This window comes from Thermomonas carbonis (genome assembly GCF_014396975.1).
In the GTDB taxonomy this organism is placed as follows: Bacteria; Pseudomonadota; Gammaproteobacteria; order Xanthomonadales; family Xanthomonadaceae; genus Thermomonas; species Thermomonas carbonis.
Window position 1 is genome coordinate 2,736,565 of the sequence record NZ_CP060719.1, and the last position, 24,461, is coordinate 2,761,025.

The 24,461-nt window shown below is 65.5% G+C and carries 23 protein-coding genes, 1 other RNA gene and 1 pseudogene; 19 read left to right on the forward strand and 6 right to left on the reverse strand.

Going from position 1 to position 24,461, the window contains the following annotated elements; genetic code table 11:
- Positions 1–2: 2 nt before the first annotated feature.
- From H9L16_RS12780 to asnS, 3 genes are read right to left on the reverse strand one after another with little or no spacing between them, the layout of a single operon-like run.
- Positions 3–311, reverse strand: a complete 309-nt coding sequence (locus H9L16_RS12780; RefSeq protein WP_187554180.1) for a hypothetical protein — start codon at positions 309–311, stop codon at positions 3–5.
- 11 nt (positions 312–322) lie between these two features.
- Complete coding sequence (locus tag H9L16_RS12785; protein WP_229796458.1) at positions 323–640, reverse strand: hypothetical protein; 318 nt, start codon at positions 638–640, stop codon at positions 323–325.
- 4 nt (positions 641–644) lie between these two features.
- Positions 645–2,045: an asparagine--tRNA ligase gene (gene asnS / locus H9L16_RS12790; RefSeq protein ID WP_187552055.1), complete on the reverse strand. Its 1,401-nt coding sequence runs from the start codon at positions 2,043–2,045 to the stop codon at positions 645–647.
- A 63-nt stretch (positions 2,046–2,108) separates the two neighbouring features.
- Between asnS and H9L16_RS12795 the strand changes: the two genes are divergently transcribed.
- From H9L16_RS12795 to H9L16_RS12840, 10 genes and pseudogenes are all read left to right on the forward strand, one after another.
- The gene (locus H9L16_RS12795) at positions 2,109–2,450 is read left to right on the forward strand and encodes a HesB/IscA family protein (protein ID WP_187552056.1); all 342 of its coding nucleotides are present in this window, start codon (positions 2,109–2,111) and stop codon (positions 2,448–2,450) included.
- Between the two features lie 154 nt (positions 2,451–2,604).
- The gene (gene rpsF / locus H9L16_RS12800; protein WP_187552057.1) at positions 2,605–3,030 is read left to right on the forward strand and encodes a 30S ribosomal protein S6; all 426 of its coding nucleotides are present in this window, start codon (positions 2,605–2,607) and stop codon (positions 3,028–3,030) included.
- A 12-nt stretch (positions 3,031–3,042) separates the two neighbouring features.
- On the forward strand, positions 3,043–3,273 hold the full coding sequence (rpsR, locus tag H9L16_RS12805; protein ID WP_187552058.1) for a 30S ribosomal protein S18: 231 nt from the start codon (positions 3,043–3,045) through the stop codon (positions 3,271–3,273).
- 217 nt (positions 3,274–3,490) lie between these two features.
- Entirely contained in the window at positions 3,491–3,946 is a 456-nt protein-coding gene (gene rplI, locus H9L16_RS12810) for a 50S ribosomal protein L9 (protein ID WP_187552059.1), read from the forward strand.
- A gap of 235 nt (positions 3,947–4,181) precedes the next feature.
- Positions 4,182–5,594, forward strand: a complete 1,413-nt coding sequence (locus H9L16_RS12815; RefSeq protein WP_187552060.1) for a replicative DNA helicase — start codon at positions 4,182–4,184, stop codon at positions 5,592–5,594.
- Between the two features lie 290 nt (positions 5,595–5,884).
- Complete coding sequence (gene alr, locus H9L16_RS12820; protein WP_187552061.1) at positions 5,885–7,024, forward strand: alanine racemase; 1,140 nt, start codon at positions 5,885–5,887, stop codon at positions 7,022–7,024.
- Positions 7,025–7,075: 51 nt separating this feature from the next.
- On the forward strand, positions 7,076–8,578 hold the full coding sequence (locus H9L16_RS12825; RefSeq protein WP_187552062.1) for a WS/DGAT/MGAT family O-acyltransferase: 1,503 nt from the start codon (positions 7,076–7,078) through the stop codon (positions 8,576–8,578).
- Positions 8,579–8,681: 103 nt separating this feature from the next.
- The gene (locus H9L16_RS12830; RefSeq protein WP_187552063.1) at positions 8,682–9,359 is read left to right on the forward strand and encodes a YiaD family glycine zipper/OmpA-like lipoprotein; all 678 of its coding nucleotides are present in this window, start codon (positions 8,682–8,684) and stop codon (positions 9,357–9,359) included.
- An 86-nt stretch (positions 9,360–9,445) separates the two neighbouring features.
- Positions 9,446–9,800, forward strand: a transfer-messenger RNA (tmRNA) gene (ssrA, locus tag H9L16_RS12835).
- 286 nt (positions 9,801–10,086) lie between these two features.
- Positions 10,087–12,098: pseudogene (locus tag H9L16_RS12840) on the forward strand (CHASE domain-containing protein).
- Between the two features lie 149 nt (positions 12,099–12,247).
- Here H9L16_RS12840 and smpB read toward each other — a convergent pair.
- On the reverse strand, positions 12,248–12,742 hold the full coding sequence (gene smpB / locus H9L16_RS12850; protein ID WP_187552066.1) for an SsrA-binding protein SmpB: 495 nt from the start codon (positions 12,740–12,742) through the stop codon (positions 12,248–12,250).
- A 58-nt stretch (positions 12,743–12,800) separates the two neighbouring features.
- Between smpB and H9L16_RS12855 the strand changes: the two genes are divergently transcribed.
- Positions 12,801–13,232, forward strand: a complete 432-nt coding sequence (locus H9L16_RS12855; RefSeq protein ID WP_187552067.1) for a type II toxin-antitoxin system RatA family toxin — start codon at positions 12,801–12,803, stop codon at positions 13,230–13,232.
- Positions 13,232–13,504 (forward strand): RnfH family protein, encoded by a 273-nt coding sequence (locus H9L16_RS12860; RefSeq protein WP_187552068.1) that lies wholly within the window; start codon positions 13,232–13,234, stop codon positions 13,502–13,504. The genes H9L16_RS12855 and H9L16_RS12860 overlap by 1 nt, the downstream gene beginning before the upstream one ends.
- Before the next feature lie 11 nt (positions 13,505–13,515).
- Here H9L16_RS12860 and H9L16_RS12865 read toward each other — a convergent pair whose 3' ends face one another.
- The gene (locus tag H9L16_RS12865) at positions 13,516–13,908 is read right to left on the reverse strand and encodes an outer membrane protein assembly factor BamE (RefSeq protein WP_187552069.1); all 393 of its coding nucleotides are present in this window, start codon (positions 13,906–13,908) and stop codon (positions 13,516–13,518) included.
- Between the two features lie 140 nt (positions 13,909–14,048).
- On the opposite strand from H9L16_RS12865, the gene fur reads away from it, so the two are divergent.
- On the forward strand, positions 14,049–14,450 hold the full coding sequence (gene fur, locus H9L16_RS12870; protein WP_187552070.1) for a ferric iron uptake transcriptional regulator: 402 nt from the start codon (positions 14,049–14,051) through the stop codon (positions 14,448–14,450).
- Positions 14,451–14,509: 59 nt separating this feature from the next.
- Here the strand turns inward: fur and recN are convergent, their stop codons facing one another.
- Complete coding sequence (recN, locus tag H9L16_RS12875) at positions 14,510–16,171, reverse strand: DNA repair protein RecN (RefSeq protein ID WP_187552071.1); 1,662 nt, start codon at positions 16,169–16,171, stop codon at positions 14,510–14,512.
- 132 nt (positions 16,172–16,303) lie between these two features.
- Between recN and hrcA the strand changes: the two genes are divergently transcribed.
- The 6 genes from hrcA to H9L16_RS12905 all read left to right on the forward strand — a co-directional run bounded on the left by hrcA (position 16,304) and on the right by H9L16_RS12905 (position 24,304).
- Positions 16,304–17,365: a heat-inducible transcriptional repressor HrcA gene (gene hrcA, locus H9L16_RS12880; RefSeq protein ID WP_187552072.1), complete on the forward strand. Its 1,062-nt coding sequence runs from the start codon at positions 16,304–16,306 to the stop codon at positions 17,363–17,365.
- A 77-nt stretch (positions 17,366–17,442) separates the two neighbouring features.
- The gene (grpE, locus tag H9L16_RS12885) at positions 17,443–17,967 is read left to right on the forward strand and encodes a nucleotide exchange factor GrpE (RefSeq protein WP_425507201.1); all 525 of its coding nucleotides are present in this window, start codon (positions 17,443–17,445) and stop codon (positions 17,965–17,967) included.
- Positions 17,968–18,065: 98 nt separating this feature from the next.
- Entirely contained in the window at positions 18,066–19,994 is a 1,929-nt protein-coding gene (gene dnaK, locus H9L16_RS12890; protein ID WP_187554182.1) for a molecular chaperone DnaK, read from the forward strand.
- A 77-nt stretch (positions 19,995–20,071) separates the two neighbouring features.
- Positions 20,072–21,205 carry a molecular chaperone DnaJ gene (gene dnaJ, locus H9L16_RS12895; RefSeq protein WP_187552074.1) on the forward strand — a complete coding sequence of 378 codons (1,134 nt, stop codon included), beginning with the start codon at positions 20,072–20,074 and terminating at the stop codon, positions 21,203–21,205.
- A gap of 212 nt (positions 21,206–21,417) precedes the next feature.
- Positions 21,418–23,541 (forward strand): DUF1631 family protein, encoded by a 2,124-nt coding sequence (locus H9L16_RS12900; RefSeq protein ID WP_229796459.1) that lies wholly within the window; start codon positions 21,418–21,420, stop codon positions 23,539–23,541.
- A 52-nt stretch (positions 23,542–23,593) separates the two neighbouring features.
- Positions 23,594–24,304 carry a 4-hydroxy-tetrahydrodipicolinate reductase gene (locus H9L16_RS12905; protein WP_187552076.1) on the forward strand — a complete coding sequence of 237 codons (711 nt, stop codon included), beginning with the start codon at positions 23,594–23,596 and terminating at the stop codon, positions 24,302–24,304.
- Positions 24,305–24,461: the final 157 nt, after the last annotated feature.

A 24,461-nucleotide genomic window follows, 5' to 3' on the forward strand; every position in this document is an offset into this window, starting at 1 on the left:
GCTCAGGCGCGGCGGCCAAGTTGCTGGATCATGCTTCCGCGCAAGGCTTCGTCGTCGCGCGCCTGCGGCGGCGACACCTCGTGCAACGAGAACCCGCGTTCCAGTGCGTCGTATTCGTCGAGGCCGTCGTATTCGACGAACTCGGCATCCATCAAGGCGGCGCGCGCGGTATCCAGGCTGTCGTAGGCCAATGTGTTGCCATCGCTGTCGAAGACCTCGGCGGTGCCGGCCTCGCGCTCGCGCAGACGTGCCCAGACGATGGTGAGTCCAAGCGTGGCGAGCCACCAGTTGTCTTGCGTCGTGCTGTTCATGACGATCTCGCTCACGCCAATGCCTGTCCGATGATCCATAGCGCGCCGCCCATCGCGATGCCCGCCAGGATCACCAGCAGCGAAATCCGCGAAGGCGTGGCCAGGCCACTCAGGTTGCGATCCGGTGTCGCGTAATAGTCGCCGCGCAGCAGCCACAACAACGCCTTCGGCTTGAGGAAGGCGCCTTCGCCGAGCCGCGCGGTGATCTGCGGGTGGCGGTCGCGGATGTGCACCAGCGCCAGCGGCCAGAAGATCACGAACGCGGTGGCACCGGCGATCGCGATGGCGAAGGCGGTGAGTGCGAGGAACAGGACGAAGTCGGCATCCACGCGATCAGAACTCCGCCGTGCCCGGCGCGCGCGGGTAGGCGATGGCATCGCGGATGTTGGCCAGCCCGCAGACGTAGACCACCAGTCGCTCGAAGCCCAGGCCGAAGCCGGCGTGCGGCACCGTGCCGTAGCGGCGGAAATCGCGGTACCAGTCGTAATGCGCCGGATCCAGGCCGAACTGGCCCATGCGCGCATCGAGGATGTCCAGGCGCTCCTCGCGCTGGCTGCCGCCGATGATCTCGCCGATGCCAGGCGCCAGCACGTCCATCGCGGCGACGGTGCGGCCGTCGTCGTTCAGGCGCATGTAGAAGGCCTTGATCTGCTCCGGGTAGTTCATCACCACGACCGGGCGGCCGACGTGTTCCTCGGTCAGCCAGCGCTCGTGCTCGGTCTGCAGGTCCAGGCCCCATTCGACCGGGAAGTCGAACTTCTTGCCGGACTGCTGCAGCAGGGTGATCGCGTCGCTGTAGTCGATGCGCTCGAACGGCGCATTGATGAAGCTTTCCAGGCGGGTGATCGCGGTCTTGTCGACGCGTTCGGCGATGAAGGCGAGGTCGTCGCCGCGTTCATCCAGCACTGCGCGGAACAGGTACTTGAGGAACTCTTCGGCCAGGTTGGCGTCGTCGTTGAGGTCGGCGAAGGCGATCTCCGGCTCGATCATCCAGAACTCGGCGAGATGCCGCGTGGTGTTGCTGTTCTCCGCGCGGAAGGTCGGGCCGAAGGTGTAGACCTTGCTCAGCGCCAGGCAGTAGGCCTCGACGTTGAGCTGGCCGCTCACGGTCAGGAAGGTTTCCTTGCCGAAGAAGTCGCGGCTGAAGTCCACATTGCCCTTGCCGTCGCGCGGCAGGTTGGCCACGTCGAGGGTGGACACGCGGAACATCTGGCCAGCGCCTTCGGCGTCCGAAGTGGTGATGATCGGCGTGCTGATCCAGTAGAACTGGCGCTCGTGGAAGAAGCGGTGCACCGCCATCGACAGGCAGTGGCGGATCCGGGTCACTGCGCCGAACAGGTTGGTGCGCGGGCGCAGGTGGGCGAACTCACGCAGGTATTCCAGCGAGTGCTGCTTGGGCTGCATCGGGTAGGTCAGCGGATCCTCGACCCAGCCGGTGACTTCGATGCCCGATGCCTGGATCTCGTAGCTCTGGCCTTGGCCCTGCGACTTCACCAACGTGCCCGTGCAGATCACCGCGCAGCTGGTGGTGAGGTGCTTCACTTCGGATTCGTAGTTGGGCAGGGTGTCCGGCGCGACCACCTGGATCGGCGCGAAGCAGGAGCCATCGCTGACGCTGACGAAACTCAGGCCAGCCTTGGAGTCGCGGCGGGTGCGAACCCAGCCGCGGACGGTCACCTGGCCGCCTTCCGGCACACGCCCGGCAAGCGCCTGGGCCACGGACATCGTGGTCATCTTGAAATCCTGCGTTCCGGCATCGAAATAGGTCGTGCAGTCTACCGGAGCTACAATCGCGCCATGGCCATCACCCTCACCGATTCCGCCCGCGCCCGCATCCGCGGCTACCTCGACGCCGACCCGGCCGCAGTCGGCCTGCGCTTCGGCGTGGCCCGCACCGGCTGTTCCGGCTGGGGCTACAAGGTCGACATGGCGCGCAGCATGGCCCCGGGCGACACCGTGTTCGACGCCGACGGCATCGGCATCCATGTGGATGCCGACAGCCTGGCGCTGGTGGATGGCACCGTGATCGACTTCATCAAGCAGGGCCTGAACGAGCAGTTCGTGTTCCGCAATCCCAACGTGGCCGGCGAGTGCGGCTGCGGGGAATCGTTCACCACGGACGCAGACAAAGCCGCCTGAGCGTCGCCGCAAGCGCAGGATTTGCGCGCAAGTCATTGATCCGACATACTATCGGGCTCCCGTTCGCGGGAGTTCTTGCCCGAACGCGCCGTACTCACGGTGGCCGAGGGCTTCGGCCGGCATCCCGCCATCCGATATCCACAAGGAAACGACCATGCGTCATTACGAAATCGTGTTCCTGGTCCACCCGGACCAGAGCGAGCAGGTGCCCGCCATGATCGAGCGCTACAAGAGCTCGATCGAAGCCGGCAACGGCACCATCCACCGCCTGGAAGACTGGGGTCGCCGCCAGTTGGCGTACCCGATCCAGAACCTGGTCAAGGCCCACTACGTGCTGATGAACGTGGAAACCGAGCAGGCCGTCCTCGACGAGCTGGTCACCGGCTTCCGCTTCAACGACGCAGTGCTGCGCCACCTGGTCATGCGTCGCGACGACGCGGTGACCGAACAGTCCCTGATCATGAAGAACAAGGACGAGAAGGCCGACAAGCCGGAGCGTGGCGATCGCCGCCGCCGTGACGACGAGAGCGACAGTGCCGTCGGCACTGGCGACACCGAATCCGCCGCCGAAGCCGCCTAAGGAATCATCGACATGTCCAAGTTCTTCCGCCGCCGCAAGTTCTGCAAGTTCACCGCCGAAGGCGTGACCGAGATCGACTACAAGGATCTCAACACCCTGCGCCAGTACCTGACCGAGACCGGCAAGATCGTGCCGAGCCGGATCACCGGCACCAAGTCGAAGTACCAGCGCCAGCTGCAGTCGGCCGTCAAGCGCGCGCGTTTCCTGGCGCTGATCCCGTACACCGACAACCACAACATCTGACGCTTCGCCTGATTGCTTCGCCAGCTCGCTCTGGCGTCGTTGCCGGGCCGGTTCGCAAATCCTCATTGACTTCAGTCAACTGCGGTTTGCTCACCGGCCCGCGCCTAGCCAGCCCATCGCTGGTTGTGCAATCCCAGTGCTTCATTCGATACAACCCCGTCCATTCGGACAGCACGCGTTGCAGGCCTTGGCCTGCTAACGAATACGGAGCAACAACATGCAACTGATCCTCCTGCAGAAAGTCGTGAACCTCGGCAACCTTGGCGACAAGGTCAGCGTGAAGCCGGGCTACGGCCGCAATTTCCTGGTCCCGCAGGGCAAGGCCGTGCCGGCCACCGCCGCCAACCTGGCCGAGTTCGAAGCCAAGCGCGCCGATTACGAAGCCAAGGCCCAGGCCAACCTGGACGGTGCGTCCGCGCGTCAGGCCAAGCTGGCCGACGCCAGCGTGACCATCAGCGCGAATGCCTCGACCGAAGGCAAGCTGTACGGCTCGGTCGGTCCGCGCGAGATCGCCGAAGCCGCCACCAAGCAGTTGGGCGTGACCGTCGGCAAGTCGGAAGTGGTGATGGGCGAAGGCCCGATCCGCCATACCGGCGAGTTCGAAGTGCTGGTGCACCTGCATGCCGACGTCGAGTCGAGCCTGAAGGTCATCGTGGTGCCGGACGCCGCGTAATCCCGTTCCATCGGGTTGTGTCGAGACGGGCGCCGCAAGGCGCCCGTTTTCGTTGGCCGGGCCGCGCATACGCCGTCGCGGGATCTGCGATCCGCGGCTGCTATTCCGCTTGGGTTATCCAGAACTATCCACAGGTTTATCTGCAAGGCATCGGCCGGGCAGCGACTACGATGATCGCTTCGCCGCAGTACCACCACTCGATGCGCGACGACGCGTCGCAGGGAGCAACATCTCGATGAGCGCACGACCGGGCTCCCGCCCCGACGCCAGTTTCCATACCCGCAACGACGCGATGATCGAGCACCTGCGGGTGCCGCCGCAGTCGGTCGAAGCCGAGCAGGCGGTGCTGGGCGGCTTGATGCTGGACCCGAACGCCTTCGACCGCGTGGCCGACCAACTGGTGGCGGACGATTTCTATCGTCGCGATCACCAACTGATCTATCGCGCGATCCGCGAGCTGGTGGAGAAGAACCAGCCCTGCGATGCGGTCACGGTCGGCGACTGGTTCGACTCGCAGGGCAAGGCCGAGCAAGTGGCCGGTGGCGCTTACCTGGTCGAGCTGGCCGCCAGCACGCCCAGCGCCGCGAACATCAAGGCGTATGCCGACATCGTCCGCGACAAGGCGATCCAGCGGAAGCTGATCGACGTCGGCACCGGCATCGTCAACGACGGCTTCCAGCCCGAAGGCCGTGATTCGGCCGAGCTGCTGGCCAAGGCGGAACAGGACGTGTTCGCCATCGCCGAGGGGCATTCGCGTGGCCGCCAGGATTTCACTCCGGTGCGCACTGCCTTGATCGAGGCCTTCGACGTGTTGCAGAAGCGCGCCGAGAACGGTGGCTCCGTCACCGGCCTGCCAACCGGTTACACCGAGTTCGACGAGATGACCGCGGGCCTGCAGCCCACCGACCTGTTGATCCTGGCCGCACGCCCTGCGATGGGCAAGACTACCTTCGCGCTGAACATCGCCGAGTACGGCGCGTTGAAGTCGAAAAAAGCGGTCGCGGTGTTCTCGATGGAAATGTCGGCCTCGCAGCTGGCGCTGCGCCTGATTTCCTCGCTTGGTCGGGTCAACGCCACCCGCCTGCGCACCGGCCAGTTGGAGGACGAGGACTGGAGCCGCGTGACCGGCGCGATCGCGCAGATGAACGGGGTCAAGATCTTCATCGACGACACGCCTGCGTTGTCGCCCGACGTGCTGCGCGCGAAGTCGCGCCGGCTCAAGCGCGAGCACGACCTCGGGCTGATCGTCATCGACTACCTGCAGCTGATGGCGGTACCCGGCAACAGCGAGAACCGCGCCACCGAGATCTCCGAGATCAGCCGTTCGCTCAAGGGTCTGGCGAAGGAGCTCAACGTGCCGGTGATCGCGCTGTCGCAGCTCAACCGCTCGCTGGAAACGCGCACCGACAAGCGGCCGGTGATGGCCGACCTGCGCGAATCCGGCGCGATCGAGCAGGACGCGGACGTGATCGTCTTCATCTACCGCGACGAGTACTACAACAAGGAAAACTCGCCGGACAAGGGCCTGGCCGAGATCATCATCGGCAAGCAGCGAAACGGCCCGACCGGTTCGTTCAAGCTCAAGTTCTTCGGCGAATACACCCGCTTCGACAACCTGGCCCACGATATGGTGGGGAGCTTCGAGTGATTCTGGTCGTGCGTTCCGGGGAGGAACCCTCGCGCCGGCTGGCGCGCTTCGCCGCCTAGGCTCCGCATCCGGCTCCGATGCGCGGCCGCGCGCCCGCTCCGCGGCCCGGCCCGCCACAGGGTGGCGGGCGTTCGCACGTTCGCGCAGCATGCTGCGCAAGCAGAACGTGCTCACCCATGGCGCGCTCGAAGCACGCCAGCCGGCGCAAGGGTTCCTCAGGCAGGCTCGCTGACCCCAGAAGATCAAGGGCCAAGTCCGATCCGACGTGTCGGATATGGTCGAATAGCCGCATGAGCGAAATCGCCAGCCAGCGCCCCAGCCGGATCGTCGTCGACCTCGACGCGATCGGCCACAACCTGCAGGCCATCCGCGCCCGCGTGGGCGTGCCGGTCATGGGCATCGTCAAGGCGAATGCCTACGGCCATGGGCTGGTGCCGGTGGCACGTCATCTGCAGGCGCAAGGCGTCGATCAACTAGGCGTGGCATTCGTCGAAGAGGGCATTGCGCTGCGCCGCGCCGGGATCACCACACCGATCCTGGTACTGGGCGGCATCTTCGGGCCACAGGTCGCGCAGTTCCTGGAGCACGACCTCGAAATCACCGTGTCGTCGCTGGACAAGCTGCGCCAGGTCGAAGCCACCGCGGAGGCAATGGGCCGCAAGGCGAGCATCCACCTGAAGATCGATACCGGGATGGAGCGAGTCGGCGTGCACAGCTATTCGGCCGGGCCGTTCATTGAGGCCGCGGCGGCATCGTGCTGGTGCACGCTCAAGGGCATCTATTCGCATCTTGCCTGCGCGGACGATCCGGGGTCGCCAATGACCGGATTGCAATTGGAACGCTTCTTCGAGGGCTGCGCGCATTTCGAGCGGATCGGCGCGCCGATGCCGCTGCGCCACCTGGCCAATTCCGGCGGCGTGCTGCATTTTCCCGACACTTGGCTGGACATCGTCCGTCCCGGCATCGTCCTGTACGGCGTGCTGCCGGATCCTGCGTCACAGGCGACCATTGCGATGCGCCCGGCGTTGTCGCTGGTCTCGCGGGTGGTGTTCTTCAAGGTGGTCAATGCCGGTAATCCGGTCAGCTATGGCGCCACCTGGCAACCTGCGGTCGATACGCGCATCGTCACCGTGCCGGTCGGATATGGCGATGGCTATCCGCGCGCGTTGTCGTCGCGCGGGCAGGTGCTGCTGCATGGACAAACGCATCCCCTGGTCGGCCGCGTGTGCATGGACCAGTTCATGGTCGACATCGGACCACAGGGCTCGGCCTACAACGAGGACGAGGTCGTGCTGATCGGTCGTCAGGGCGATGCCGGCATCAGCACCGAGGCCCTCGCGAAACGCGCTGGCACGATTCCCTACGAAATCCTGACCGGCCTCAACGAGCGCATCCCGCGCGAATACATCGGCGGCACCGACTCGCGTTGACCGTCCACCGCAGCGCGTGATTCACTCGGCCATGATCCCGGGGAGGACTTGATGGCCACGTCGAAAGCACGCACGGACAAGCCGGGCGAAGGGCAGGGCAAGCGATTGAAGCGCGAGCCGATGTCGCGGGTGGATACCGCCTGGCTGCGGATGGAGCGGCCGACCAATCCGATGATGATCACCGGCGTGATGATGTTCGCCGAGCCGATGACCCTCAAACAGCTGAAGCGGGTGATCGAGCAGCGTTTCCTGTCGTATGCGAGGTTCCGGCAGAAGCCGGTGGACGGTGCGACCGGCGCGCAATGGGTGGAGGATGCAGACTTCGACCTCGACTGGCATGTGCGTCTCTCCGGGCTTCCGGGCAAGAGCAATCCCGCCGCCGAGAAAAAAGCGCTGGAGCGCTTCGTCAGCCAGTTGGCGTCCAGCCCGCTGGATCCGACCAAGCCGCTCTGGCAGTTCCACCTGATCGAGCGCTACCAAGGCGGTTCCGCGATCGTCTCGCGCATCCACCATTGTTATGCCGATGGCATCGCGCTGGTGCAGGTGCTGCTGTCGTTGACCGATACCAGCCGCGAGTCCTCGCAGGCCAGCCGGCTCGACAAGGCTTGGCTGAAGCACGATGCAGCGCCGGTGGCGCGCCGGGTCGGTGCGGTCGACAAATACATGAAGCTCGGCGGCAAGGTGCTGGAGCAGGGGATGGCGATGTATCGCGATCCCACCCTCGCTGGCCTGATCGCGAAGGAAGGCGGCGAACTCGCCCGCGAACTGGTCACCGCACTGGCCTTGCCGGACGATCCGCCTTCGCTGCTGCGTGGTCGACTCGGGGTCAGCAAGCGTGTTGCCTGGGCCGAGCCGCTGGACCTGGAAGAAGTGAAGGCCGTGGGCCGCGCCTGCGATTGCACGGTCAACGACGTCTTGATGGCCGCCGCGGCCGGTGCCTTGCGCGGCTACATGCTGGATCGCGGGGAAAATCTCGATGGCATGACCCTGCGCGCTACCGTGCCAGTGAACCTGCGGCCGCTTGAACACGCGAAGAAGCTCGGCAACCATTTCGGCCTGGTATTCCTGGACTTGCCGGTTGGCGAAGACAACCCGCTGCGCCGGTTGGAGCGGGTTGCCGAGTGCATGAATCAGTTGAAGAGTTCAAGGCAAGCCATTGTTGCATATGGGCTTTTGGCTGCGCTTGGTTTGGCGCCACCGCAGTTGCAGGAGGTCGCGCTGGAGATGTTCAGCCGCAAGGCCAGCGCGGTGGCAACCAATGTGCCGGGCCCGCAACAGCCGCTCTACCTGGCCGGCTGCCTGCTCCGCGACATCATGTTCTGGGTGCCGCAGACCGGTTCGATCGGCCTCGGCCTGTCGATCCTCAGTTACCGCGGACAGGTGCATTTCGGACTGGTTACAGATGCCCGCCTGATCCCCGACCCGGATGCCGTGGTGCGTCGCTTCGGCGCGGAGTTCGAGAAGCTCCTGTACCTGTCGCTGATGGGCGGCTGGGAGCATCCATTGGATGCGGAGAGTGCAATGGCCTTGCTGGAAGAACCAACGCCGGCTTAACGGTGCCGGCCGCGTTCACCTGCCGGCTACGTTTCGCGGCCTAGCCTGTCGCCGCATTCAGGATTTGCCTGGACGACAACGCACCCACCGGAGCTCGACACGCATGAATACCCAGACTCTCAAAGTTGCTGCACTGGCCGCCACCCTGGCCGCCTTCACGTCCGGTTGCGCGACTTACACCGGGCAGACCAACGATCCGAACGATCCCAACCGCACCCGCAACGGCGCGTTGATCGGTGCGGCCATCGGTGCCGCCGCGGGTCTGCTCAGCGGAGGCAATGCCGTTGAACGCCGCCAACGTGCAATGGTCGGCGTCGGCATTGGCGCGTTGGCGGGTGGCGGCATCGGTGCCTATCAGGATCGCCAGGAAGCCGAGCTGCGCCGCGCCACCGCAGGCACCGGCGTCGATGTCACCCGCGATGGCGACGTCATCAAGCTCAACCTGCCGGATGGCGTGACCTTCGACTTCGCCAAGTACGACATCAAGCCGCAGTTCTATCCGGCTCTGAACACGATCGCCAATACGCTGCGCGAGTACAACCAGACCATCGTGGAAGTCAGCGGTCATACCGACAGCATCGGTTCAGATGCCGCCAACCAGACGCTTTCCGAGCGCCGTGCGAATGCGGTGTCGAATTATCTTACGGGCCAGGGCCTGCAGCGCGAGCGCTTCGAAGTGGTGGGCATGGGCAAGCGCTATCCGATCGCCAGCAACGAGACCGAGCAGGGCCGCGCCTTGAATCGCCGCGTGGAGATCCGCCTGCTGCCGCTGCAGGGCTGATCTCCCTGCTGGAAAAAAAAGGGGCGCGAACTTGTATCAACGGTTCGCGTCCCTATACTGACCTAGTCGGCGACATCGACGTTACCCGGGGTGCACTGGCTTCGACGGGGGCAGCGAAATCGCACGGCGCATGCCGAGGGGGTAGCTTTCCTCGTTAATCCAGCTGCAAAAACCCAGACGCCAACGACGACGTCTACGCTCTCGCCGCTTAAGGCGTAAGCCCCGAACCCACTTGTGCCCGTGCTCGTGGATGTAGGGTCATTATCACGGAACCGGCCCTGGCGGCGACCCGCCAACCAGTGGCTTAACTCTAGCGGGTGTGTCCTGCGGCGTGCTTCGCACACCGTGTTGTCGCAGGGCGAGACCAAACGGTGAGCTAAGCATGTAGTGCCGGGCATGGAGTTCCTTCGGACGGCGGTTCGATTCCGCCCACCTCCACCATCTTCACCACATCGGGCCGCGCAAGCGGCCCGATGTGTGTCTGGGTGACCGTGCGCCGCTGGCGACCCGTTATGCTGGGGCGATGGCAACGCCGCATCCTCCCCCACCCGCAGATGCGCCACGTTCGCTGCGCCGCATGCGCTACGGCTACCCGTTCGCGATCCTGGTGCTGGTCGTCTCGGTGTTGTTCGTGCTGGTGGCCTGGGACCATGCGCGCCAGCGCGAGCTGCGCTTGGCTTCCCAGCAGTTCCGCAGCATCGCCGGGCAGCAGGCGTCGTTGGTGCAAATGCACCTCAACAGTATCGAGGTCACCTTGCGCGGCGGTGCGTCGCTGTTCGCGGCGGTCGATCAACCCACGCCCGAGCAATGGCGCGGCTATGTGGATGGCTTGCGGGTGCCTTCGCGCTTCCCGTATGTACTTGGACTGGGCTACGCCGTCTACGTGGACGCTCGTGGATTGACCCGCCTGCAGGAGGCTTGGCGGGAACAAGGACGCGGGCTGCTCGAAGTTCGTCCGCGCGGCCATCGCGAACACTACGGCCCCATCCTGTACATGGAGCCCCAATCTACGCAGAACCAGACTGCGCAAGGCTTCGACATGTATTCGGAGCCGACCCGCCGCGCCGCGATGCATGCGGCCATGCATACCGGCCGATCGCAATTGAGCGGTCGCCTGGTGCTGATGCGCGATGTGGCGCATCCGGAGCATTCGCTGGTGCTATACATGCCGGTCTATGGCGGTGTGGAGGCGGCCGATTCCCCGCGGCTGCGGCGAGCGTCGATGCGCGGCTGGGTGTACGCGCCGTTCCGCATCGGCGCGATGTTGCGGGCCGCGTTGCCGCCGGCACAGACGCGGACGATGCTGCGTGTAGTCGATACCACCGACGGTGGCCACGTGGTGATGCACCAGGATGCGGGCATCGATGCCACTCGGCATGCCTTCACCCATAGCCTGACCATGCTGTTCTACGGACGCCGATGGCGTTTCGATTTTTTCTCCGGGCCGATCGCGAGCGCCGCGCCGCAACTGGCGGCTCTCGACAAGCTGCTGTTCGCCGGACTCGCTGCATCATTGCTGCTGTTCGCGATGACCTGGATGTTGGCCTCGACGGAGGCGCGGGCACGGCGCATCGCCGCTGACATGACCCAGAGCTACCGCCGCAGCGAACAGCGTTTCCGCAATGCCATGCAGTATTCGGCGATCGGCAAGGCATTGCTGGACTCCAACGGCGCGATCGTCGAGAACAATCCCGCGTTCGCGCGCATCTTCGGACGCAGCGATGGCATGTTGCAGGGACATTCGCTCAACGAATTCCTCGACGAGGGCGACACCCAGCCGCTGGTGACCTCGCAGATGGAAGCCTTCGACGAGTCGGGCGGGGTGATTCGCCTGACCCGCACCCTGCGTCGCGATGATGGGGAGGTGCGCCATGTGCACCTGACCTTCGCGCCGGTACCGACCGAGCCGGGCGTCGATGTCTCCCGCTTGGTGCAGGTCGAGGACGTGAGCGAGCGCGTGCGTGCCGAAGCGGCGGTGCTGGCACTCAATCGCACCCTGGAAGCGCGCGTCGCTGCGCGCACGCGCGAGCTCAGCGAAGCCAACCGCGAACTCGAATCCTTCGCCTACAGCGTGTCCCACGACCTGCGTGCGCCATTGCGCGGCATCGAAGGATTCAGCCGCTTGCTCAGCGAGCGCCATGCGCAGGCACTGGATGCCACGGGGCTCGACTACTTGGAACGCGTTCGCAGGGGCACCGCGCGGATGGGGGAATTGATCGATGCGCTGCTGAAGCTTGCGCGGATCGGTCGCGCCGAACCGGACGTGGCCGATGTCGACCTGAGTGCGCTCGCCGAGGATGTGGCGGCCGGGCTTGCCGATGCCGACCCGGGCCGCGCCATCGACCTGCGCATCGCGCCGGGCATGCATGCGCAAGGCGATCGCACCCTGCTGCAGAACCTGCTGGAAAATCTTCTGGGCAATGCCTGGAAATTCACCCGCGGCCGAGACAACGCACGCATCGAATTCCTTCGAGAGACGGATGTCGATGGCCGCGACTGGTTCGCGGTACGCGACAACGGGGCTGGCTTCGATCCCGACTACGCCAACAAGTTGTTCAAGCCATTCCAGCGTCTGCACAGCCAGGATGAATTCCCGGGCACGGCATCGGCCTGGCGTCGGTGAAGCGCATCGTCGAACGCCATGGCGGCGAGATCCAGGCCGAAGGCCGCCCGGGGCACGGCGCGAGCTTCCGCTTCAAGCTGGGCGAGGCGCTCATATCAGCAACCGATCCGGACTGATCGAACCGACTAGTACTCGATCACGCTGCTTGTGAGCCCCAACTTGGGGGCGGATTCGCGCCAAAGGCGCGAACGGGGGATGGAAGCACGCAGTGGGGCCCATGAGTCGCTTGCGCATCATGGGGATGCTTCCGGCGATGGCGGAAACATCACGCATCCTTGTTGTGCTGGCGCATCACCCGCTGCTTCTCGCGATTCCAGTCGCGCTCCTTGCTCACCTCGCGCTTGTCGTGGCTCTGCTTGCCGCGCGCCAGCGCCAGTTCCATCTTCACCTTGTTGCCCTTCCAGTACAGCGCGGTCGGGATCAAGGTGTAGCCGTCGCGTTGCACGCGACCGATCAGTTCGTCGATCTCGTGGCGATGCAACAGCAACTTGCGGCTGCGCCTGTCGTTGGCGACCACGTGCGTCGATGCCTGGATCAGTGGGGTGATCTGCGCACCGACCAGGAACAACTCGCCATGCAGCACCACCGCGTAGCCGTCGGTGAGGTTGGCGCGACCAGCACGGATCGACTTGAGTTCCCAGCCCTGCAGCGACAGGCCGGCCTCGAACTTCTGCTCGAAGTGGTATTCGTGGCGCGCGCGCTTGTTCAGCGCGATGGTGCCGCCGCCGTTTGGCTTATCCTTGTCCGTCTTCTTGCTCATTCCGTCATTCTCGCCGATCCGGCTGCATTTCGGCGTGTCTGGCCCCGTTGGAGTCGCGATGCCGGTCATCCTGCGCAGTGCCCTGGTCGAACATTCCGCCGCGCGCATGTTCGCGCTGGTCAACGACGTGGCGGCTTACCCTAAGCGTTTCGACTGGTGCCGCGAGGCGCAGGTGCTGGAGCAGGGCGAGGATCGACTGGTCGCGCGTCTGGATCTGGGCGTCGGTGGATTTCATACGTGGTTCACCACCGAAAACACGTTATCGCCACCGCACCACATCGACATGCTCTTGCGCGACGGCCCATTCCGCCGCCTTGATGGCCGCTGGCAGTTCCATTCCCTCGACGAATCCGCCTGCAAGGTCAGCCTGCGCCTGGAATTCGAGCCGCAAAACCGCCTGCTTGCGCCGGCGCTGTCGCTCGGCATGCAGAGCCTGGCTGATCGCATGGTCGACGACTTCGTGCGCGAGGCCGACAAGGGCGGCACCTGATGCGAGTCGAAGTGCTGCGCGCGTGGCCGCATCGGCACGAATCGCGGATGGTCGAGATCGGCGAAGATGCGACCGTCGCCACTGCATTGCAGGCGTGTGGTTGGTCCTTGGATAGCGAGTTCACCGCACTTGCGGTGTTCGGCGTGGGCGCAGCCATGGACAGCGTGCTGCACGATGGCGATCGCGTGGAATTGCTGCGTGCCCTGCAGATGGATCCCAAGCAGGCGCGACGCTTGCGGGCGGAACGGCGGCCTTTGAAAACCAGCCGCTGAAAGGAAAGGCCTTAGCGGCCGCCCTTCTTCTTGTCCTTCTGCAGGTTGGGCCCGAACGACTTAGTGGACGACTTGGCCAGTTCGGAGTCTTCTTCCGGGAAGTATTCGCCTTCCCACTTCGACAGATTGCCGTTCTCGAACCAGAGGGTCATGTTCTTGACTTCGGTCGGGCCGCTGCGGCCGGTACGGCGGCTGGCCACGTAATCCCAACGCTCCTGGTGGAACGGATCCTGCACGGATGGCGTGCCCAGCAGGGTCATGACCTGGCGCTTGTCCATGCCTTCCTGCAACTGATCCACCGCCGCCTTGTCAAGCAGGTTGCCCTGGTAGATCGGCTGCCGGTACAGCACGCCACAACCGCTGGCGAACAGGACCACGAGGAGGATAGCGAGCAGCTTGCGCATGGAGGGCGAGGGCGAGTGACAGAAGCGCCGATGATACACTCCAAGCCCGCTGCGACGGCGTTTGCGGCCACAGCGCCGGACAAGTGCCGGGTGCCGCATTCACCCGCCGTTGGCGATCGAAGAACCAGCCCGGAGGGCCGATGGAATCGCAGGACTTACGCAAGGCAGGCCTCAAGGTCACCCATCCGCGCATGCGGATACTGGAACTGCTGGAGCAGACCAAGCCGCGGCACATGACCGCCGAGGACATCTACCGGCAGCTGCTCGGGGACGGCGAAGAAATCGGCCTGGCCACGATCTACCGGGTGCTCACCCAGTTCGAGTCGGCCGGGTTGGTGCTCAAGCACAATTTCGAGGGCGGCCATGCCGTCTACGAACTCGATCGCGGCGAACACCACGACCATATGGTCGACGTGGATTCCGGCAAGGTGGTCGAGTTCCACAGCGACGAAATCGAGGAATTGCAGCGGCAGATCGCGGCAGCGCACGGCTACGAGATCGAGGACCACGCGCTGGTGCTGTACGTGCGCAAGAAGCGTTGACCTATTGCTTTGTTGCATCCGGGAGGTCCCGGGTGCGATGCGCTTGCCCGGGCTACGGGTTACTGGAACCCGTCAAGCAACTTCCTCGCCGCGGCGCGCGCTTCGTCGGTGACTTCGGCGCCACCCAGCATCCGCGCGATCTCATCGACACGGCCGTCGTTGTCGAGCACGACGACCGAAGACTGGGTCATCCCGTCCGCGGCGGCTTTGCTGACCCGGTAATGCGCATGCCCGGCCGCAGCGACCTGCGGCTGGTGGGTCACGCACAGGACCTGTCGCGGTGCGCCCAGCGCGCGCAGCTTCGCACCCACCGCCGCGGCAACGGCGCCGCCGATGCCCGAATCCACTTCGTCGAAGACCATGGTTGGCACCGCATCCAGGCCCAGCGTGGCGACTTCGATCGCCAGCGAGATGCGCGACAGCTCGCCGCCCGAGGCGACCTTTCGCAACGGTCGCGGCGGCTGGCCAGCGTTGGCCGACACCAGGAAATCCACGCGCTCGGCACCGCGCGGATCCGGCAGGTCGCTGTCGCCAGCATCCAGCTGCACCTCGAAACGGCCGCCTTCCATTCCCAGTTCCGCGATCAGTGCAGCCACCGACTGACCGAGCGCGTCGCCTGCCTTGCGCCGCGAGTTGGTGAGCTTCTTGGCTGCAATAGTCCATTCGGCAAGCGCTTGGGCGATGTCGCGTTCGATCCGCTGCAGGCGTTCATCGGCATCCGCGAGCGAGTCGAGTTCGCGTGCCAGCGACTCGCGATGCGCAGCCAATCCGTCGGGCGCGACCCGGTGCTTGCGCGCCAGGTCCTGCACGCGGCCCAGGCGGCGTTCCAGTGTTTCCAGTGCGGCCGGGTCGATGTCCAGGTCGTCGCGGATGCGTTCCAGCATGGCGAACGCTTCGTCGAGCTGGATTGCGGCCGAGTCCAGCAAGGCATCGACCTCGCCGAGCCGCGGTTCGTGCGCGGCTTCGCGCTGCAAGCTGCCGCGCAGATGATGCAATTGTGTGGCGATGGCACGGTCGCCGCCCAGTTGCTCCAATGCCTGTTCGCAGGCCGAAATCAATGAAGCCGCGTGCGCCTGCCGACGATGACTGGCGTCGAGTTCCGCCAAGGCTTCGGGCGCCAGGGTTTCGGCGTCCAGTTCCTGCAGCTGGTGTCGCAGCCACGACTGGCGCTCGCCGACATCGCCGCGGGCGAGCAAGGCAAGGCGTTCCTCATGCAGTGCTTTCCACTGCAGGGCAGTCGTGTGCACCGCATCGAGCAAGGCCGGATGACGTGCATGCGCATCGAGCAGGCGGGTCTGGTGCGGGCGCGACAGCAGGGCCTGCTGCTCGTGCTGGCCGTGGATCTCGACCAGCAACGCGGCCAGTTCCGCCAGTTGGGCCAACGGCACCGGGCGGCCATTGATCCATGCGCGCGATCCGCCATCCGCGCGCAGGGTGCGACGCAGCTGGCAGGCGTCTTCGTCGTCGAGTTCGGCGTCGCGCAACCAATCGGCGGCGGCCGGGCAATCGTCCAGGCTGAATTCCGCGGCCAGTTCGGCGCGTTGCGCGCCATGTCGAACCGCCCCGGCATCCGCACGCGCACCGCCGAGGAAGCCCAGCGCATCGACCAGCAACGACTTGCCGGCACCGGTTTCGCCGGAGACCACGGTCAAGCCGCGCCCGAAGGCCAGCTCGGCATGGGCGACCACGGCGAAATCGCGGATGGACAGGCGGCTCAGCATCGGCGCGCATTGTATGCGTCCCTGTCATCCTGAGCGAAGCGAAGGATCTGTTACTTGAAGCAGGTTCTTCACTGCGTTCAGAACGACAAGCCCGCACTTGCATGCCGGCCGCGCGGCGCATACAACCACCGCATGAGCCGACACCCCGCCGACATCGCCAGCGACCCGCGTGCGCGCCAGTTGCTTCGCACGCTGGTGGCCCGGCATGTCCGTGACGGCGAGCCGGTCGGCTCGCAGACGCTGGCCAGGCACTCGGGACTGGACGTCAGCCCGGCCACGATCCGGAATATTCTGGCGTCGATGGAAGAAGCCGGCTTGCTGGCCGCGCCGCACAGCTCCGCCGGGCGCATCCCGACCGCGCATGGCTATCGGCTGTTCGTGGATTCGCTGCTGCAGGTCAAGCCCTTGGGCGATGTCGAATTGCAGCGCCTGCGCAGCGAGCTGCCAGTCGGTGCCGGTACCCAGGCCCTGCTGGGCAATACCTCGGAATTGCTGTCGGCGATGACCCATTTCGCCGGCATGGTCAGCGTGCCGAAGCGGGAAGGATTCGCATTCCGCCAGATCGAGTTCGTCGCGCTGGATCCGCAGCGAGTGCTGGCGATCGTGGTGTTCGCCGATGGCGAGGTGCAGAACCGGGTGGTGCAGGTGCGGCGTGCGTTCGATCCGTCGGAGCTCGAACAGACCGCGAACTACCTGAATACCCATTTCGCCGGGCAGCCACTGGCGCAGATCCGCACCGCGCTGCTGCGCGACCTGCGCGACGCGCGCAGCGAGATGGAACGCTTGCTGGCGACGTCGCTTGACCTCGCCGAACAGGCGTTTGCGCCGGCCCGCGAAGAAGCCGCCTTCGACGGCATGCTGGTGGCCGGGCAGACCCGGTTGATGGGCTTGCAGGATCTCAACGACCTCGACCGCCTGCGCGCGCTGTTCGAGGCTTTCGCCGAGAAACGCGAGTTGCTGCAATTGTTGGAGCGCACCGCCAAGGCGCCGGGCATGCGCGTGTTCATCGGCGAGGAAACCGGCATCGCACCGCTGGAAGGAATGTCGCTGGTGACCGCGCCCTACGGCCGGGATGGCCGCGTATTGGGCGTGCTGGGCGTCATCGGCCCCAGCCGGATGGCCTACGAGCGGGTGATCCCGGTGGTGGAGGCGACCGCGGTGATCCTTGGCGCGGCGCTGGACGCACCGCCCTGAGCTGGCAGCACGATGCCACCGGCATCGCGCCTTGAATCCCTCTGGACGAAACCCCATCACCATGCCGGGCGCGGCGGATGGCCGCACATTCAAGTACGGGAACCAACATGCAGGATCCGATCCAGGACGTGAACGACGCGGCCGCCGACATGCCGCAGCACGATGAACTCGAAGCCTTGCGCGGCGAACTCGAGCAACTGAAGGCGCAATCGCTGATCGAGCGCGCCGACCTCGACAACCAGCGCAAGCGCATCGCGCGCGAGATCGACAACGCGCGCCGTTTCGCCAACGAGCGCCTGCTCGGCGACCTGCTGCCGGTGTTCGACAGTCTCGATGCAGGCCTGGTAGCGGCCGGTACCGACGCCAGCCCGCTGCGAGACGGCCTGGATCTCACCTACAAGCAGTTGCTGAAAGTCGCCGGCGAGAATGGCCTGACGGTGCTGGATCCGACCGGCGAGCCGTTCAATCCCGAGCATCACCAGGCGATCAGCCAGGTGCAGGCCCCGGGCGTGGCAGCGGACAGCGTCGCCCAGGTGTTCCAGAAGGGTTACCTGCTCAATGGCCGCCTGCTGCGACCCGCCCTGGTGGTGGTCGCGTCCTGAATCGCCACGCGCGCGGCCCTTGAAGCCGCCCGCTGCAACCCCACATCGCGGACATGGCGCAACGCGCCCCCGACATCCAGCATTTCGAGGAAAGACACATGGGCAAGATCATCGGCATCGACCTGGGCACCACCAACTCCTGCGTCGCCATCATGGAAGGCGGCAAGGCCAAGGTCATCGAGAACAGCGAGGGCGACCGCACCACTCCGTCGGTGGTGGCATGGTCGAAGGACAACGAGGTGCTGGTCGGCGCGTCCGCCAAGCGCCAGGCCGTCACCAACCCGAAGAACACCTTCTACGCGGTGAAGCGCCTGATCGGCCGCAAGTTCAGCGACGCCGAAGTGCAGAAGGACCTGGGTCTGGTGCCGTACGGCATCACCGCCCATGACAACGGCGATGCGTGGGTGTCGCTGATCGACGGCAAGAAGCTGGCACCGCAGGAAGTCTCCGCCAAGGTGCTGGAGAAGATGAAGAAGACCGCCGAAGCCTATCTGGGCGAGCCGGTCACCGAGGCCGTGATCACCGTGCCGGCCTACTTCAACGACAGCCAGCGCCAGGCGACCAAGGACGCTGGCCGCATCGCCGGCCTCGACGTCAAGCGCATCATCAACGAGCCGACCGCGGCCGCACTGGCCTATGGCATGGACAAGGGCGACAAGAGCGACCGCAAGATCGCGGTGTACGACCTCGGCGGTGGCACCTTCGACGTGTCGATCATCGAGATCGCGAATGTCGATGGCGAGAAGCAGTTCGAGGTGCTGGCCACCAACGGCGACACCTTCCTCGGCGGTGAAGACTTCGACAAGCGCGTCATCGACTATCTCGTGGAAGAGTTCCAGAAGGAGCAGGGCATCGACCTGCGCAAGGATCCCCTGGCCCTGCAGCGCCTCAAGGACGCCGCCGAACGCGCCAAGATCGAGCTGTCGTCTTCCCAGCAGACCGATGTCAACCTGCCGTACGTGACCGCCGATGCGACCGGCCCGAAGCACCTCAACATCAAACTGACCCGCTCCAAGCTGGAAGCGCTGGTCGACGACCTGGTGAAGAAGACCATCGAGCCTTGCCGCATCGCCCTGAACGATGCCGGCCTGCGCGCCAGCGATATCGGCGAGGTGATCCTGGTCGGTGGCCAGACCCGCATGCCGCGCGTGCAGCAGGCGGTCACCGAGTTCTTCGGCAAGGAGCCGAAGAAGGACGTCAACCCCGACGAGGCGGTGGCTATTGGTGCGGCGATCCAGGGCGGCGTGCTGCAGGGCGACGTCAAGGACGTGCTCCTGCTCGACGTGACCCCGTTGTCGCTGGGCATCGAGACCCTGGGTGGCGTGTTCACCAAGATCATCGAGAAGAACACCACCATCCCGACCAAGGCGTCGCAGACCTTCAGCACCGCCGAAGACAACCAATCCGCGGTGACCGTGCACGTGTTGCAGGGTGAGCGCGAACAGGCCCGCTACAACAAGTCGCTGGCCAAGTTCGACCTGACCGGCATCGACGCCGCGCCGCGCGGCATGCCGCAGGTGGAAGTGAGCTTCGACATCGACGCCAACGGCATCCTCCACGTCAATGCCAAGGACAAGAAGACCGGCAAGGAGCAGAAGGTCGAGATCAAGGCGGGCTCCGGCCTGTCCGACGACGAGATCCAGCGGATGGTCCAGGACGCCGAAGCCAACCGCGAGGAAGACAAGCGCTTCCACGAGCTGGTGACCGCACGCAACCAGGCCGATGGACTGATCCACGCCACCCGCACCGCCATCAAGGATAACGGCGACAAGGTACCGGGCGATGTGATCGGCCGCGCCGAGGGTGCCATCGCCGAGCTGGAAACCGCGATGAAGGGCGACGACAAGGGCCAGATCGACGCCAAGGCGAAGGCGCTGGAAGAGGCGGGCCAGGCGTTGTTTGCCGCGGCTGCCGCGTCCGCGCAGCCGAGTGCGGCGGGTGATGCGGCAGGCCAGGCTTCGGCGGCCGGCGACGACGTGGTCGACGCCGAGTTCACCGAGGTCAAGGACGACAACAAGGGCGCCTGATCGCAAACGCGATCGGTAACAAAGCGACGGGCAGGCCAGTGGTCTGCCCGTTGCCGTGAAGGATGCAGGCAAGGTCGATGAGCAAACGCGATTACTACGAAGTCTTGGGCGTGGCCCGCAACGCCTCCGACGAGGACTTGAAGAAGGCGTATCGCCGCAGCGCGATGAAGCACCATCCCGACCGCAACCCCGGCGACGCGAGCGCCGAGGCCGCGTTCAAGGAGTGCAAGGAAGCCTACGAAGTGCTGAGCGACGGCGGCAAGCGCCGCATGTACGACCAGCACGGGCATGCGGCGTTCGAGCATGGCATGGGCGGCGGCAACGCCGGGCCGGGCTTCGGTGGCGCCGACATGGGCGACATCTTCGGCGATATCTTCGGCAACATCTTCGGCGGCGGTGCCCGCCAGCAAGGCCCGCGTCGCGGTGCCGATGTCGGCTACATCATGGAACTCGACCTCGAGGAGGCCGTGGCCGGCGTCGAGAAACGCATCGAAATCCCCACCTTGGCGAATTGCGAGCCCTGCAAGGGCAGCGGTTCGGCCGATGGCAAGGTCGAAACCTGTGCGACCTGCCACGGTCGTGGCCAGGTGCGCATGCAACGCGGTCCGTTCGCGATGCAGGCGGCGTGCCCGCATTGCGCCGGCACCGGCAAGACCATCCCCAATCCCTGCCCGCAATGCGACGGCAATGGCCGTGTCGAGGAAGAAAAAGCGCTGTCGGTGAAGATCCCGGCCGGCGTGGACAACGGTGATCGCATCCGCCTGGCGGGCGAGGGCGAAGTCGGCCCGGCCGGTACGCCTCCGGGCGACCTGTATGTGGAAGTCCGGGTGCGCCCGCACGATATCTTCGCGCGTGATGGCGATGACCTGCATTGCGAGGTGCCGATTCGCATTTCGCAGGCGGCGCTCGGCGACAGCGTGCGCGTGCCCACCCTGGGCGGCGAAGTGGAGTTGCGGATTCCCGTCGAAACCCAGACCGGCAAGGTCTTCCGCCTGCGCGACAAGGGCGTCAAGTCGGTGCGCAGCCGGCACCCCGGCGATTTGTACTGCAAGGTCGTGGTCGAGACTCCGGTCAACCTCACCAACGAGCAACGCGAGCTCCTGGAGCAGTTCGAGGCGACGTTCGTCGGCGAGAACGCGCGCCGGCATTCGCCGAAATCCAGCACCTTCCTGGATGGCGTGAAGGGCTTCTGGGACCGCATGGTCTCCTGAAGCATGCCCATAGTCGGAAAAACTGTGCCGCAATCTGCAAAACCGCGGCACGGCGGCGACATGCCGCGCAAACGCGCGTAGCCTGCTCAATGGCTCAATCCCCTGTTCAGGGCCCCCATGTCTTTCCGTTCCCCCACGGATACTCCCCACCAGCCCCCCCAGATCGGGGCCGGCTTCTCGACAGCCTGCAAAAGCAGATGCTGGAGCGGGTGTTGCCGGCACTTGATCGTGCACTCGGCAAGGTCGACGACTACCTGTTCGATCGCAGCCAGCAGGGCGACGAAGAATTCGGCCTGATGGCGCTGCGCGACCTGCGTCGCCAGCGGGGCCAGATCTCGCGCCGCTACGACGACGTGGTCCAGACGGGTTTCCGCAACCTGCGCAATGCCAGCGAGTGGTTTCCGGTCGATGGTCGGAAATCCGACCTGAGTCTGTTGTCGGAGCAGGACTTGGAGGAACAACTGGCGGTGGAGCAGCTGGCCGACTCGCTGGTGCGGCTGCATGGTCCCAGCGTGGAAATGGCAAGCAAACGGATCGCCCATGTGGCCGGCCGCGAAGATCTGCAGGCCCAGGACAATCCGCTGGCACCTGCATTCCTTTCCGCGGCGCTGCGCGCGGCATTGGCCGAGTCCGAATTGGTTGCCGGCGTGCGCATCGTCGTGTTCAAGTTCTTCGAACGCGAACTCGGTGCCGTGCTGGGTGCCGCCTACGAACGCGCCAACACCCTGATGATCGCTGCCGGCGTGTTGCCGGAACTGCGCGCGACGGTCAAGGTGTCAGCACAAGCGCACGCTCCGGCAGGCCCGCAGGATCAGCAAGCGCCTACGCCGTCCCACGGCCAGGTACAGCTGCCGGCCCAGGTGAACGCGGTCGACCAGGCGATGTTCGGCAACCTGCTGGGCTTGCTGCAGGGATGGCGCACGGCCATGGGCGGCAACCAGGCCGATGCAGAAGGCGGGCAGGCGCAACCCGGTGCCCAACAAGCCCCGGTCACCAAGCTCGGTTCCAGCGAATTGATGTCGATCCTGTCGCTGATGCAGCAGGACATGCCGAATACCCCGTTGCCGCCGCGCGAGGCCGGTGGCAATCACCGCACGCTGGCCGATCAGTTGCGCCAGGAAGTCGCGCAGAACGCGCGCAAGCTCGGCGTGGCCGGCGACAACCTGCATCTCGACGGCTTGGACGAGGATGCGGTCGACCTGGTGGCGTTGCTGTTCGACGTGCTGCTCGACGGCCCGCAGTTCGACGCCAACATCCGCCGCAAGATCGGCCGCATGCTGGTGCCGTACGTGAAAGTCGCGGTCAAGGACCGGCGCATGTTCCTGTTCAAGGAACATCCGGCTCGCCGCCTGCTCAACACGGTGGCCGAAGCCTGCGAAGGCAACCATGGCGATGCGCCGCAGGAACAGGCGCTGCTCAATCGCGTCGACTACACCATCGATCGCCTGGTCGCCGAGTTCAACGAGGACGTGGCGATCTTCGAAACGCTGGAGCAGGAACTGCGCTCGTACATGGCGCAGCACCGCAAGCGTTTCGAGCTGGCCGAAAAGCGTGCGACCGAAGCCCAGCGCGGACGCGAGCGCCTGGATCTGGCGCGCAGCGCGGTGGCCGCCGAACTCATGCAGCATCGCGGCGAGCGCGAATTGCCGCCGGTCATGGACGAATTCATCGGTCGCCATGTGTCTCACCACCTGACCCAGGTGATGCTTCGCGACGGCCACGGTTCGCCAAGACACGAGCAGGCTATCCAGGCAGTCGACCGCCTGTTGCTGGCGTTCGACTACGCCGAAGTGCGCAGTCCGCTGGAGGAATTGCCCACCTTGCCGCGTGCGCAGTTCGAAGCCATCCTGTCCAGTTCAGGCTGCACCGGCGATACCGCGCAACTGGCGATCGACTCCCTGCAGGACGCACTCATTCGGCTGACCGCGGGCGAGCGCGCGGCCGACAACCCGAACCACATGCCGGAGCAGGTCATCCTGCCGGAACCGAAGGCCGTCGAGCCGGAGCCGCAGCTCGAGGTCGTGGCCGGCAACGATCACCTGGATTACGAAGGCACTATGCTGGACCGCATGCGGAAGCTGCAGGTCGGCAGTTGGCTGCAACTGGCAACTTCTGCTGACCGGGTCGAGCCGGCCAAGGTCTCGTGGATCAGCCCGATTTCCTCGCGTTTGCTGCTGGTCAACCGTCGCGGCATCCGCGTGCTGGTGGCCTCGGCGGAAGAACTGGCGGCGATGGCCAAGCTCGGCAAGGTCAGCCTGCGCGAGGGCGACAGTGTGTTCGACAACGCCATGCACCAGGTCGCTGATCGCCTCAAGAACGCGGCCAGCCAGCTCTAGGCAAACAGCCGCGCGGCTTGTCGCGGCCGGGCCTGCCCGCTAGCCTGCAGGCATGACCAATCCGATTCGATTGCTGGTCCATGGTGCCAACGGGCGCATGGGCCAGAGCCTGCAGCGCCTGTGCCGCGACGAAGACACCGGTTGCATCGTGGTTGCCGCGGTATCGCGCAAGGTCGGCGCGCGCGTGGTCGATGGCATTCCGCAGTTCGCCGCCAGCGAACTTTCCGGCGTACCTGCGTTCGATGTTGCGGTGGATTTCAGCCTGCCGGAGGGTTTCGACGCGCTCCTCGGCCTGTGCGTGGCGCGAGGCGCTGGATTCGTGTCCGGCACGACCGGATTGTCGGCGGCGCAGGAAGCGGCGTTGGCGGACGCCGCAACGCGCATCCCGCTCACCTGGGCCAGCAACTTCAGCCTCGGCGTTGCGGTGCTGCATGACCTGGTCGAACGCGCGGCACGTGCCTTGCCTGGATGGGATTGCGACATCGTCGAGTCCCACCACACCCGCAAGCTGGATGCGCCGTCGGGCACCGCGCTGACGCTCGGCGACGCCGCCGGGCAGGGCGGTGCCACGCCGCATTACGCCTCGATCCGCGCCGGCGACATCGTTGGCGAACACTTGGTGCAGTTCACGACCGCGGGCGAGCGCATCGAGTTGATCCACCGCGCGACCAACCGCGACATTTTCGCGCGTGGTGCCTTGCACGTCGCGGCGCGGCTCAAGGGCCGGTCTGCGGGCCGTTATCGGGTCGCCGACCTGCTCTGACGCGCGGCGTTCGGTCGACCGCTTGGGTGTGACTCGGGTTGCACCCGGGTGAATCGGAATGCTGGCGACCGCGGGCACATGCCCGTACAATTCTCGCTCGCCTGATCCCCTCCGCTCCGAACCGGTCGATACCGTTTCGGCGCTTTTCTGCAACCTC